We start from the raw sequence: 12,887 nt of genomic DNA, 5'->3' as shown, positions 1-12,887 counted from the left end.
TGCGTGCTCAGCGGGACGGGGCAGACGGCTGTATGGCACAACCACCGGTTCAGATGCAGTATTCCGCTGGTCCGCGCACTTTGGTGTGCGGGCCCGGGACGAACTGGTAGCCGCCGCCGCGGACCGTGGCGATCGCATGCCGGCCTCGGCGCAGCTTCCGCCGCACCCGGCCCACGTACACATCGATGGAGCGAGAGGCCGCCGCAGGGGAATCGAACGACTCCAGGAACAGCCGCAGCTCCTCCCGGCTCACGGTCCGCGAGCAGTTTTCCACGAGGTAGCGGAGCAGCTTGAACTCGACGCCGGTGAGCGCCACAAGCTTGCCGTCCAGCCGGACCTCACCTGCGGCGAGGTCCACGGACACCAGGCACGCGGGACCGGCCGACGGCGGGAGGGGAGTTGCGCCGTCGTCGTCCTGTTCCGGGGAGTCCTCCGGAACGGACGACGACGGCACCCGGGTTCCGCTGCCGGCTGGCCCGTGCGGTCCCCCCGGCGGGCCAGCCTGGGCAGCGGAAGTTGCAGCTCCGGCGGCGGGCCAGACGTGGACTTCCGCCTCCGGAGCAATCTTGAGGGCACGGGCCAGCAACAGTTCCGCGGCGCGCGCCATGACGGCGTCGTCAATGTCCTGGTCGCCGTCCGGGGTTACCCAGACGGCCAGGCCATGGGCTTTGAGCTGCGTACCAGCCTCCGCCGGACCGGGCCGCTGCGGGCCCGTCGGCGTCGGGCCCGCAGCGCATATGCCGCGCGGGGAATGTACCTGGACAGCCATGGCGTGGTGCCTTAGACGCCGCCGCGGCGGATCAGCTTGCCGCCGGGGGTCTGGCCGTCGATTTCATGTCCGCGCAGGAATGTCTTCCGGACCACGCCGGAGAGCGCCTTGCCGTCGTACGGCGTGATGGGGTTCTTGTGCTTGAGCTTGGAAACGTCCACCACAAAGGCCTCATCCGGCGCGAAGACCGAGAAGTCCGCGTCGAACCCGAGCGCCAGCTGGCCCTTGTTGGACAGGCGTGCCAGGGCGGCAGGCTTCTCGGCCATCCAGGAAACAACCTGCTCCAGCGGGATGTTGCGGTGCCGGGCCTCGGTCCAGATCAGCGACAGGCCAAGCTGCAGCGAGGAGACGCCGCCCCAGGCCACGGCAAAGTCGCCGTTTTCCAGGTCCTTCAGGTCAAGCGTGGAGGGGGAGTGGTCGGAGACGATGCAGTCAATGGTGCCCTCCTGCAGGCCCTTCCACAGCAGCTCGCGGTTCGATGCCTCGCGGATGGGCGGGCAGCACTTGTAGGCGGTGGCGCCGTCGGGGATCTCCTCGGCCATCAGGGTGAGGTAGTGCGGGCAGGTCTCCACGGTGAGGTGCACGCCGTCGCGCTTGGCGCTGGCGATCATAGGCAGCGCGTCGGAGGAGGACAAGTGGAGGATGTGGGCGCGGGCACCCGTCCAGCGGGCACGCTCGATCACCTCGGCGATGGCCTTGTTTTCGGCGCCGCGGGGGCGGGATGCGAGGAAGGTGGAGTAGTGGTCGCCGCCCGGATGGGGTGCGCGGTCAATGGCGTGCGAGTCCTCGGCGTGGACGATCATGAGCGAGTCGAAGGACTTGAGCTCGGCCATGTCCTCTTCCATCTCGTCCGCCTCGAGGTGCGGGAACTCGTCTACACCGGAGTGCAGCAGGAAGCACTTGAAGCCGAACACGCCTTCGTCGTGCAGCGGGCGCAGGTCCGCCTTGTTGCCGGGCACGGCGCCGCCCCAGAATCCGACGTCCACGAACGCCTGGTCCTCGGCCACTTCGCGCTTGAGCTTGAGGCCTTCCACCGTGGTGGTGGGCGGGATGGAGTTCAGCGGCATGTCGATGATGGTGGTGACACCGCCGGCCGCGGCGGCACGGGTGGCGGAGGCGAAGCCCTCCCATTCGGTGCGGCCGGGCTCGTTGACGTGGACGTGGGTGTCCACCAGGCCGGGGATCAGGGTTTCGTCGTCGGCGAGTTCGATCACTTCGGCGCCGGCCAGGCCGTTGCCGAGCGGTTCGATGGCCACGATCTTGCCGCCGCGCACGCCCACTTCACGCGGTGCGATGCCGGCGGTGGTGAGGATGCGCTGCCCCCGGATAACGAGGTCAAAGCTTTCTTCAGACATTGAGGGGCTCCTTAGTGCGGGCGTTGTTCGCTGGCGCGGCGGAATCAACCGTGGCGGCGGCCCGGGTCAGGTCCGCCAGTTCCGCGCCGATGTGCTTTCCCAATTGTTCAAGCAGGGGTGCTGCTTCGGCTATACATATTTCTACCTTGGCCTCCAGCGAGGTCAGGGGGTAGACCTGCCGGAAGCCGGAATCCTTCTGCTGCGCCGGTGTCAGGGTGGTGCGTCCGCAGACGGCCACCACCGGAACGCCGGCCCGGGCCGCAGCACGCGCCACGCCCATGGGCGTTTTGCCCAGCAGGCTCTGTTCGTCCAGGCTGCCTTCGCCGGTGATCACCAGATCGGCCCCGGCCAGCCGGTGGGCGAGCCCGGTGAATTCAAGCACGACGTCGATGCCAGGCCTGCGCGTCGCGGCCAGGACTGCGATGGCTGCGTAGCCCACGCCGCCCGCCGCTCCGGCGCCCGGTGCGTCCGCGGCCTTCAGCGCGCGGGGCCCGATTTCGGCGGCGAGGACATCCACAAAGTGCGCCAGGGCGGCGTCGAGTGTTGCTACGTCCTCCGGGCTGGCGCCCTTCTGCGGGCCGAAGACCGCCGGGGCGCCTTCGGCTCCGAGCAGCGGGTTGTCCACGTCGCTGGCCAGGACGAATCGCGTCTCGTCCAGTCGCGAATCGAAGCCGGAGAAGTCAATCCGGTCCAGCCTGGCAAGGGCGGCCCCGCCCGGCGGCAGTTCGTTGCCGCCGGCGTCGAGGAGCTGCGCGCCGAGTCCCTGCAGGACGCCGGCGCCGCCGTCGGTGTTGGCGCTCCCGCCCACGCCCAGGATGATCTGCCGGCATCCGGCGTCGAGCGCTGCCCGGATCAGTTCTCCGGTGCCCAGGCTGGTGGCGCCCCTGGCGCTGGCGGAATCCGGGCGGCCGGGTGACCCACCTTCTGCGGGGAGGACCGCAAGGCCCGACGCGGCGGCCATTTCGATGACCGCCTCGCGGCCGCGGACCGCGAAGTCCGCCCGGAGCGGCTGCCCGGTGGGGCCGCTGACCATGGCGCTCCGCCGGGTGAAGCCGGAGCCGACGGCGGCATCGAGGGTGCCCTCGCCGCCGTCGGCCACCGGAATCCGGAGGACGTCAAGGTTGTGGCCGGTTGCCGACTGCAGCCCGGCATCCAGGTGCCGGGCCACCTCCGGGGCGGACAGCGAGCCCTTGAACTTGTCCGGTGCGATCACGATCCGCATGATTAGGCCTGCATCGCCAGGATGGCGGTGGGGGCGTCGGCGCTGGTCTCGGCCAGTTCCTCGAACTCGTTCACCGCGTTGATTTCCACGCCCATGGAGATGTTGGTGATCTTTTCCAGGATCACTTCAACCACCACGGGAACCTTGAACTCGCCGGCCAGTGCCTTGGCCTTGTCGAAGGCGGCACCCAGGTCGTTCGGGTTCTCCACCCGGACGGCCTTGCAGCCCAGGCCCTCGGCCACCTTGACGTGGTCCACGCCGTAGCCGTTTGTTTCCGGGGAGTTGATGTTCTCGAACGCCAGGGACACGTTCTGCTCCATGTTGAAGCCGCGCTGGGACTGGCGGATCAGGCCGAGGTAGGAGTTGTTCACCACCACGTGGATGTAGGGCAGGTTGAACTGCGCGCCCACGGCCAGTTCCTCGATCATGAACTGGAAGTCGTAGTCACCGGACAGGGCCACAACGGTCTCGTCCGGCTTGCCGCGGACCACGCCCAGGGCGGCCGGGGCGGTCCAGCCCAGGGGACCGGCCTGGCCGGCGTTGATCCACTTGCGCGGGCCGAACACGTGCAGCATCTGGGCGCCGGCGATCTGGGACAGGCCGATGGTGGATACGTACGTGGTGTCGCGCCCGAAGGACTTGTTCATCTCCTCGTAGACGCGCTGCGGCTTGATGGGGATGTTCTCGAAGTGAGTCTTGCGGTGCAGGGTGGCCTTGCGTTCCTGGCATTCGGCGGCCCAGCCGGAGTAGTCCGGCAGGGATCCGGCTGCCTGGCGTTCGCGGGCCAGTTCAACCAGGCCTTCCAGGGCAGCGCCGGCGTCGGATGCGATGCCGAAGTCCGGGGAGAACACGCGGCCGATCTGCGTGGGCTCGATGTCGATGTGAACGAACGTGCGCCCGGCCGTGTAGGTCTCGAGGCCGCCGGTGTGGCGGTTGGCCCAGCGGTTGCCGATGCCGATCACGAAGTCGCTCTGCAGGTAGTTCTCGTTGCCGTAGCGGTGCGAGGTCTGCAGTCCCACCATGCCGGCCATGAGCTGGTGGTCGTCCGGGATGGTGCCCCAGCCCATCAGGGTGGGGATGACGGGGATGTTCAGGGTCTCGGCCAGTTCCACCAGCTGGGCGGAGGCGCCGGCGTTGATGATGCCCCCGCCGGCCACGATCAGCGGGTGCTTGGCAGCGGTCAGCATGTCCAGGGCCTTTTCCAGCTGCTTGCGGGATGCCTTGGGCTTTTCCACGGGGAGGGGCTCGTAGGTGTCGATGTCGAACTCGATCTCGGCCAGCTGCACGTCGATGGGCAGGTCCAGCAGCACGGGACCGGGGCGGCCGGAGCGCATCAGCTGGAAGGCCTTCTGGAAGGCGCCGGGAACCTGGCCGGGTTCCAGGATGGTCATGGCCATCTTGGTGACGGGCTTGGCGATGGACTCGATGTCCACGGCCTGGAAGTCTTCCTTGTGCAGCTTGGCCACGGGGGCCTGGCCGGTGATGCAGAGCATCGGGATGGAATCGGCCCACGCGGCGTACAGGCCGGTGATCATGTCCGTGCCGGCGGGGCCGGAGGTGCCGATGCAGATGCCGATGTTGCCGTCCTTGGCGCGGCTGAAGCCGTCCGCCATGTGGCTGGCACCTTCAACGTGGCGGGCCAGGGTGTGGCGGATGCCGCCGTGGGCGCGCATTGCGGAATAGAAGGGGTTGATCGCCGCGCCTGGCAGGCCGAACGCCTCTGTGGCGCCCTCCTTTTCCAGGATCGCGACGGCAGCGTCTACGGTGCGCATCTTGGTCATTGTGTACTCCTAGGGGAAGTCTTGGGGGTGCCCTCTGCGGGCTGATTTTGGGTGTGCTGAAGTGAGTTTTTGTCCAGATACCGGGAGATAAAGGGCTACTTGGGCCGATTATCTGGACAAAAACTCGGGAGGGAGGGCGGAGGGTGGGGTTACTTCCGGCCGCTGAGCTGGAGGACCTGCTTGAAGAGGCCCGAGTGGTCGAGGCCGCCGTCGCCCTGGTTGACGGTGGCGGCGACGAGCTGTGCGACGACGGCGCCGAGGGGAAGGGCGACGTTGGCTTCGCGGGCTGCGGAGGTGACGATGCCGAGGTCCTTGTGGTGCAGGGCCAGGCGGAAGCCGGGGTCAAAGTTGCGGTCCAGCATCTTCTGGCCCTTCTGCTCGAGGACCTTGGAGCCGGCCAGGCCGCCGCCGAGGACCTTGAGGGCTGCATCGGTGTCCACGCCGTAGGCCTCGAGGAAGGCGATGGCCTCGCCGAGGACCTCGATGTTGACGGCGACGATCAGCTGGTTGGCTGCCTTGACGGTCTGGCCGGAGCCGGCGGGACCGACGTGGACGATGGTCTTGCCGACGGCGTTGAGGACGTCCTGCGCTGCTTCGAAGTCGGCCGCTTCACCGCCCACCATGATGGAGAGTGCGGCGTCGATGGCGCCCTGTTCGCCGCCGGAGACCGGGGCGTCGAGGGCCCGGATGCCGGCCGACTTGGCGTCATCGGCCAGCCGCTTGGCCACGTCCGGGCGGATGCTGGATGCGTCGATCCACAAGGTGCCCTTCTTCGCGTTGGCGAAGACGCCGTCCTTGCCGCTGACTACACCTTCGACGTCGGGGGAGTCCGGCACCATGGTGATGACGACGTCGGCGTCCTTGACGGCGTCCGCGATGCTCGTGGCGCCCTTGCCGCCTTCGGAGACAAGCTTGTCGATCTTGTCCTGGCTGCGGTTGAAGCCGGTGACGGTGTGGCCGGCCTTGACCAGGTTGATGGCCATGGGCAGGCCCATGATTCCGAGTCCGATGACTGCAACGTTGCTCATTGTGGTTCTCTTTCTGAAGTCTTTGATTTAGCGGGAAGCGTGTTCGCGGATGGCCCAGCTGAAGGCCGTTTCCTGCGGTTCCTTGTATTCGAGGCCGATGTAGCCCTCGTAGCCGAGTTCGCGGCTGCGGGCGATCCATTCGCCGAGGGGAAGCTCGCCGGTTCCGGGAGCCCCGCGGCCGGGGTTGTCGGCGATCTGGATGTGGCCGAAGTCCTTTGCGTGCTTTTCGATGACGGCGGCGACGTCGTCTCCGTTGACGGCCAGGTGGTAGAAGTCGGCGAGGAGCTTGATGTTCTCGGCGCCGGAATCCTGCTTGACCCGGGCAATGACGTTGAGGGCGTCCTGGGCCTTGAGGAGCGGGTACCTGGGGGCGCCGCTGACCGGTTCCAGCAGGACGGTGCCGCCGATGCGGGCGACGCCTTCGGCTGCTGCGGCGAGGTTCTTGACCGCGAGCTCGTCCTGCTCTTCAGGGGTGAACTCGTCCTGGCGGTTGCCGTAGAGGGCGTTGAAGGCCTTGCAGCCCAGGCGCTCACCGATGCCGGCTACGACGTCGATGTTGTCCTTGAACTCGGAGCAACGACCCTTCCAGGAGACCAGGCCGCGATCGCCGCCGGGCATGTTGCCGGCGTTGAAGTTCAAGCCCGTGAGCTGAACGCCGGCATCCTTGATGGCGGTTTCGAACTCGTTGATCTGGGCGTCCGTGGGGACGGAGGACTCGAAGGGCCACCAGAACTCGACGGCGTCAAAACCGGCTGCCTTCGCGGCGGCGGGGCGCTCGAGCAAGGGCAGCTCCGTCAGGAGGATGGAGCAGTTCACTGTGTACGTCATCGTAGGTCCTTCCGAGGAGGGGCTTTGATCTATCTTCCCCTTGGCTTGCCTCTGCCGGTCCCGGCTGAGGTGTTTCCGCTTTGTGGAATTTAGATTCTGCTTTATGAAAAGTTTAGGGAAGGCGGGGGTGTGAGTCAAGGGGGAGGGGACAGGTGCGGGCATGAGGCAAATCGAAAGGAGGGAGTTCGGGGCCGCCTCCGTTGCGCCGACACGTGAGCCATGCCCCGCCCCGCTTGATTCTGACATCGCCGTTCGCCCCTGCGGCTATGCTGAGGAACGCCGGTAAGGCATGGCAGTGGTGTGGCGGCAAGGACCATTGCCACTGGTCGCGGAAGGACAATCGAATGGCGCGAGCGACAGTCCAGGACGTCGCCCGAACGGCGGGAGTGTCCGTAGGGACGGTGTCCCGTGTTTTAAACGGAAGTCCGGCTGTCAGCGAGTCGAGCAAGGACAAGGTCAATGCCGCAATTCGTCAGCTCAGCTATCGGCCGCTTGCCTCGGCCCGGGACCTTCGCCGCGACCGGACAATGCGTGTTTTGGCCCTTGCCAAGAACCTGGACTCTTTGGTGATCAGTGAAGTCTTCCGGGGTGTGGGCGATGCTGCCGCGGGCTCGGGCTATGTCAGCCTCATTGCGGCGACGTCCGGGGATCTGGAGCGCGAACAGCAATTGGTGGACATGCTGCGGAACGGCTCCGTGGACGGGCTGGTGCTGTTTTCTCCGACAATGTCGGATCAGGAAGTTAATGCCGTTGCCGAGCAAATGAGCGTGGTCCAGGTCTGTGAGATCGTCGACGCCGAAGCGGCCTTCGGCGTGTCCATCGACGACCGTCAGGCCGCTTATGACATCACCCGGCACCTGATCGACACCGGCGGCAAGAGACTGGCCATGCTCGCCCACAGAGGTGCCCGCTCGGGCCGGCTGCGCGAAGAAGGCTTTCGCCAGGCGCTCACCGAATCGGGCTTGGCGCAGGACCGGATCCTGTTCGGCGAAGGCAATTTCGGCTTCCACTCAGGGCGCAGTCTTGCCCGGAAGCTACTGGAGGCGGGGGACCTTCCGGACGCAGTGTTTTGCGGCACTGACATCGTCGCGGCCGGGTGCGTCCGTGAACTCACCGACGCAGGGTTGCGGGTTCCCGCCGACATTGCTGTGGCAGGTTTTGATGACTCGGCGCAGGCGGAGATGTGCGTCCCGGAACTGACCACGGTCCGGCAGCCGGCCTATGAGATGGGCCGTGTGGCATTCGCCGAGCTCCTCGAGCGGATGACGGTGCCGGGCGCCCACCGCCGCGGCCGGACTTTCCTCCCGTACGAGCTCGTGGTGCGGGACTCCACCAAGGGCTAAAGAAAGGGGTTGACAGCCTCGCGTGGTCCCTGTCACACTACTTTGGAATCGATTCCACGGCCGCAGGGCCCTATATTTTTCGCAGCTTTGGAATCGATTCCAAAATTCAATGAACCATCGGCAAAGAAGCCCTGTTCAGCGTGCGCGGCAGCCGCCGCCCCCTGAGCTTCCCACCGCCCACAGACCCCCAAAGGAGCCACTTGTGGACTTGAATCGACCTGCTTCTCCGCTCCAGGAGGACACCGTGTCATCACAGACATCCGCACACATGACCGAACTGCGCGCAGGTTCCCTGCGGACACGCCTGGTGACTGTCGCCGCAGCGGCTATCGCTGCGGGCCTCCTGATCAGCGGTTGCGGCGGGGGAGCCGCGCCCCAGGGTGCGGAACAGGCGGCAGCTGCCGATCCGGCGTCGGGCGCTAATGCCAGCGGCAGCGTCAATATCTGCGGCGTCAAGGACGCGTCGGGTATCTACAAAGGCACTGCGGAGGCATTCACCAAGGCGAACGGCAAGGTCACGGCCAAGTACACCGAGATAGGCGCCACCACAGACGAGGCCCGCACCCAGATCGTCCAGCGGCTCGAAGGTAAGTCCACTGAATGCGATATCTTGCTCACTGACGTCATCTGGACCTCCGAGTTCGCCTCCCAGGGCTGGCTGCTGGACCAGACCAAGCTGGTAGAGGCCAACAAGGACCGGCTCATTCCGTCCACGGTGGAGACCACCAAGTACCAGGACAAGTACTGGGCCTCGCCGTTCTTCACGAACGCCGGACTGGTCTACTACCAGAAGGACAAGGTGGCCAAGCCTGAGACCTGGCAGCAGCTCTATGCAGAAGCAGCCAAGGCTCCCGGCAACGGATACGTCTACCAGGGCAAACAGTACGAGGGCCTGACGGTGAACTTCCTCGAGATGCTCTACAGCGCAGGCGGCGAAGTGCTCGACGACAAGGGCGAGGTGGCCATTGATTCGCCGGAGACCCGCAAGGTCCTCGATTTCATGAGCAACGGGCTCAAGAACGGCTCAGCTGACCGCGCCGTCCTGACCTACAACGAAGACCCCGCCCGTCTCGCTTATGAGTCCGGCAACTTCGGCTACCAGCGCAACTGGCCGCATGTGTACCGCCTGCTCAACGCCACATCGCTGGCCGGCAGCTTTGGCGTGGCGCCGCTGCCCGCATGGGAAGGCGGCAAGGCGTCCGGCGTGCTGGGTGGCTGGAACCTGGCCATCTCCGCCCACGCCACGAACCAGTCCGGGGCCGTGGCGTTCATCGACTTTGCCACCACGCCGGAATGGCAGAAGCACGTGGCCATGGATTACTCCCAGGCCCCGGTCAATGAAGCCGCCTATTCTGATGCGGCAGTTCTCCAAAAGATGCCCTTCGCCACCGAACTGCTCGCGTCCGTCAAGGGTGCCAAGCCCCGCCCGATCTCCCCGGTCTACCCGCAGATCTCCCAGGCGATCTACAAGAACGTCTATGCCGTCCTTTCCGGTACAGCCTCCGCCGAGGACGCCGTGAAAAAGATGGCCGAGGAGATCACCACCGCCAAGGCGAGCTTCTAAACATGGCCAATAAGACACTTGTTCCCGGTCGCGGAGTGAACGGCCGCGACCGGGCCGAGCGGCGGCTGGCGGTCCGCATGACCGCCCCCTCCCTGGTCATCATGGCCCTGGTGGCGGCGGTCCCCATTGGCTACGCGATCTGGCTCTCCCTGAACCAGTACAGCGTCCGCACTGCAGGCCTCTCGCGGTTCGTCGGTCTGGAGAACTACATCTCCGCCCTGAGCAGCTCTGAATGGTGGGCTGCCTTCGGCCAGACCTTCCTCTTCGCCGGACTTTCGGTCTCCTTGGAACTGGTGCTCGGTACGGCCATGGCCTTGCTGCTCAACCTCGCGTTCAAGGGGCGCGCCCTCCTGCGCACCGTGGTTCTGCTGCCCTATGCCATCATCACCGTGGTCAGCGCCATCACGTGGCAGACGATGTTCCAGCCAAACATGGGCCTGGTAACCAACGTCCTCTCCGCCCTCGGACTGCCCGGCGGCGACGTCGTCTGGCTCGGCGAGCACGGATACGCCATGGCCGTGATCGTTCTGGCCGACGTCTGGAAGACCACGCCGTTTGCGGCACTCATCATCCTGGCAGGCCTGCAGGTCATCTCCTCCGAGACCTACGAGGCCGCAGAACTCGACGGCGCCAGCAAGTGGCAGGCATTTGTACACATCACCCTGCCGCTCTTGCGTCCTGCAATCGTCCTAGCGGCGATCTTCCGCACCATGGATGCCCTGCGCGTCTTCGACCTGCCGTTCGTGCTCACCCGCGGCGCGAACGGCACCGAGTCCATGTCGATGCTGGCCTACACCCAGTTGCGCGAAAACCGGCTCGTGGGCGAAGGGTCGGCGCTGTCCATCCTGACCTTCCTGACCGTCATGGTGGTCTCCGTCATTTACGTCCGCTTCGCCGGCGGCAACATCCGCGAAGTCGCCAAGGAGGAACAATGAGCACGCTGACTGCAGAACGCCCGACGGCGGAACCCGCCACCCGCCCCAGGGCACCGAAGCGTCGACTCCGGGGCGAAGCGAAACTGCACCCCCTTGTTTGGGTGTTCGTCGTAGCCGTCATGGGCTTCTCGCTTATCCCGTTTTACTGGCTGGTCAACACCTCGCTCAAGAAGGGGGCGAGCCTGTCCCAGGGCGAGCTCTTCCCGAGCCAGCCCACCTTTGAGAACTACCTTGTGGTATTCCAGAACCCCGAGTTCCTCCTGGCCCTGCGCAACTCGGTGATTATCGCCGTCGTCACCACCACAGTGGCACTGGTGTTTGCATCGTTCGCTGCTTATGCCCTGGCCAGGCTGAAGATGCGCCGCAAGGCCCTGATCCTGACGCTGATCCTCTCGGTGACAACTTTCCCGGCCATCGCCATCGCGGCCCCGCTGTTCTCCATCTGGCGGGAAATCGGCCTGTACGACACACTCCTTGGCCTCATCATCCCGAAGCTGACGTTCGCCTTGCCGCTGGCGATCTACACGCTGACGTCCTTCTTCAAGGAGATCCCGCGGGAACTCGAGGAATCCGCGTACATGGATGGCGCCACGCCGTTCACGGCCTTCCGCAAAGTCATCCTGCCCCTGGCGGTCCCCGGCCTGGCCACGACAGCGATCCTGGTGTTCATCTCGGTCTGGAACGAATTCCTCCTTGCCGTCACGCTGACCACCTCGCCGGAGGCCCGCCCGGTCCCGGTCGCGATTGCCTTCTTCAGCGGAACCAGCGAGTTCGACCAACCGCTGGGCACCATCAGCGCCGCGTCGGTGATCATCACGGTCCCGCTCGTCATCCTTGTGCTCTTGTGCCAGAAACGCATCGTTTCGGGCATGACGGCCGGCGCCGTCAAGGGCTAGCCACCACTGGCTGCAGACCATCAACAGACTCCAACCGGAATCACAGAAAGAACAGGAACAACGTGAGCATTCAGCAGCAGGCCCCGTCCGCAACCCTCAAGGTGGGAGTTGTGGGTATCGGTTGGGCCGGCCAGCAGCACCTCAAGGCGTACAGCAACATCGACGGCGTCGAAATTGTCGCCGTCGCAGGCATGGAAGCAGAACTCCTTGCCCGGCTGAAGGAGGAGTACAGCATTCCCCATGCCTTCGCCCGCTGGGAAGACATGATCGAGCTTGAGGGCCTCGACGCCGTCAGTGTCGCCGTGCCCACTTTCCTGCACGCACCGATCTCGATTGCAGCCTTGGAACGCGGGTTGCACGTGCTGAGCGAAAAGCCGTTGGCCCGCAATGGCGTGGAAGGGCAGGCGATGGTGGACGCAGCCCGCGAGGCCGGGCGGGTCCTGGACGTCGCGTTCAACCACCGCCGCCGCGGCGACATCCAAGCCCTCAAGGAAGTGATCGACGACGGCACGCTGGGCCGCCCGTACTACGCCAAAGCATCCTGGCTCCGCCGCCAGGGCATTCCGATGCTGGGCAGCTGGTTCACCAACCCGGAGCTCGCCGGCGGAGGTCCGTTGGCGGACATCGGCGTGCACGTCCTGGACTACGCGCTGCACCTCCTTGGCGAACCCAAAGTCCTGGCCGTCTCGGCCTCGACCCATTCCGAACTCGGTCCGCGCGGCCTTGGCGGCAACGCCCGCTACACCGCCTCGAACTCCAGCCACAAGTTCGAAGTGGAAGACTTCGCGTCCGCCTTCATCCGGCTGGAAGGCGGAGGGACGCTCATCCTGGAAGCCGGATGGGCCAGCTACCGCGACGAACGGGACCTGATGGACTTCACTGTCTACGGAACCGACGGCGGTGCCGAGCTGCGCTCTGTCGGCGCTTCCGAGAATCCCGTGGCCGACGTGCACGTTTTCACTGAAAAGGACGGCGAAAACGCGGACTTTGAAGTGGTGGCCGAACCCGGACGCGCCCATCAGGCCGTCGTCGATGACTTCGTTGCCGCCGTGCGCGGCGGCGAGACAGTGTGGGGCAGCCACGATGGGTCACTAGCCCTCAGCCGCGCCCTGATTCTCGATGCCTGCTACAAATCCGCCCTCGAAAAACGTGAAGTGGTGCTCTGA

The 12,887-nt window shown here is 65.8% G+C and carries 11 protein-coding genes; 5 read left to right on the top strand and 6 right to left on the bottom strand.

What is annotated here, in order from left to right; genetic code table 11:
* Positions 1-49: 49 nt before the first annotated feature.
* From ACSQ12_RS19330 to ACSQ12_RS19305, 6 genes are all read right to left on the bottom strand, one after another.
* Positions 50-769: a winged helix-turn-helix domain-containing protein gene (locus ACSQ12_RS19330; protein WP_436066538.1), complete on the bottom strand. Its 720-nt coding sequence runs from the start codon at positions 767-769 to the stop codon at positions 50-52.
* Between the two features lie 11 nt (positions 770-780).
* Positions 781-2,124, bottom strand: coding sequence for an allantoinase AllB (allB, locus tag ACSQ12_RS19325; RefSeq protein WP_209742230.1), 1,344 nt, complete (start codon positions 2,122-2,124; stop codon positions 781-783).
* Positions 2,117-3,346 carry a glycerate kinase gene (locus ACSQ12_RS19320; protein ID WP_436066537.1) on the bottom strand — a complete coding sequence of 410 codons (1,230 nt, stop codon included), beginning with the start codon at positions 3,344-3,346 and terminating at the stop codon, positions 2,117-2,119. Before ACSQ12_RS19320 ends, allB begins: the two co-directional genes overlap by 8 nt.
* A gap of 2 nt (positions 3,347-3,348) precedes the next feature.
* The gene (gene gcl / locus ACSQ12_RS19315) at positions 3,349-5,127 is read right to left on the bottom strand and encodes a glyoxylate carboligase (protein WP_436066536.1); all 1,779 of its coding nucleotides are present in this window, start codon (positions 5,125-5,127) and stop codon (positions 3,349-3,351) included.
* Between the two features lie 149 nt (positions 5,128-5,276).
* Positions 5,277-6,155: a 2-hydroxy-3-oxopropionate reductase gene (locus ACSQ12_RS19310; protein WP_436066535.1), complete on the bottom strand. Its 879-nt coding sequence runs from the start codon at positions 6,153-6,155 to the stop codon at positions 5,277-5,279.
* A gap of 27 nt (positions 6,156-6,182) precedes the next feature.
* A complete protein-coding gene (locus ACSQ12_RS19305; protein ID WP_436066534.1) occupies positions 6,183-6,983 on the bottom strand; it encodes a hydroxypyruvate isomerase family protein in 801 nt (266 codons plus the stop codon).
* A gap of 344 nt (positions 6,984-7,327) precedes the next feature.
* Here ACSQ12_RS19305 and ACSQ12_RS19300 point away from each other — a divergent pair, with 344 nt between their 5' ends.
* The 5 genes from ACSQ12_RS19300 to ACSQ12_RS19280 all read left to right on the top strand — a co-directional run bounded on the left by ACSQ12_RS19300 (position 7,328) and on the right by ACSQ12_RS19280 (position 12,887).
* Positions 7,328-8,326, top strand: a complete 999-nt coding sequence (locus ACSQ12_RS19300; RefSeq protein WP_436066533.1) for a LacI family DNA-binding transcriptional regulator — start codon at positions 7,328-7,330, stop codon at positions 8,324-8,326.
* A 268-nt stretch (positions 8,327-8,594) separates the two neighbouring features.
* Complete coding sequence (locus tag ACSQ12_RS19295; protein WP_436067030.1) at positions 8,595-9,890, top strand: ABC transporter substrate-binding protein; 1,296 nt, start codon at positions 8,595-8,597, stop codon at positions 9,888-9,890.
* A gap of 2 nt (positions 9,891-9,892) precedes the next feature.
* Positions 9,893-10,825 (top strand): carbohydrate ABC transporter permease, encoded by a 933-nt coding sequence (locus ACSQ12_RS19290; protein ID WP_436066532.1) that lies wholly within the window; start codon positions 9,893-9,895, stop codon positions 10,823-10,825.
* The gene (locus tag ACSQ12_RS19285) at positions 10,822-11,721 is read left to right on the top strand and encodes a carbohydrate ABC transporter permease (protein WP_436066531.1); all 900 of its coding nucleotides are present in this window, start codon (positions 10,822-10,824) and stop codon (positions 11,719-11,721) included. Before ACSQ12_RS19290 ends, ACSQ12_RS19285 begins: the two co-directional genes overlap by 4 nt.
* Before the next feature lie 62 nt (positions 11,722-11,783).
* Positions 11,784-12,887, top strand: a complete 1,104-nt coding sequence (locus ACSQ12_RS19280; RefSeq protein ID WP_209742238.1) for a Gfo/Idh/MocA family protein — start codon at positions 11,784-11,786, stop codon at positions 12,885-12,887.

The sequence above is a fragment of the Arthrobacter sp. LjRoot14 genome (assembly GCF_964253905.1).
GTDB lineage: Bacteria > Actinomycetota > Actinomycetes > Actinomycetales > Micrococcaceae > Arthrobacter.
This window is presented reverse-complemented; position numbering and strand designations above follow the sequence as displayed.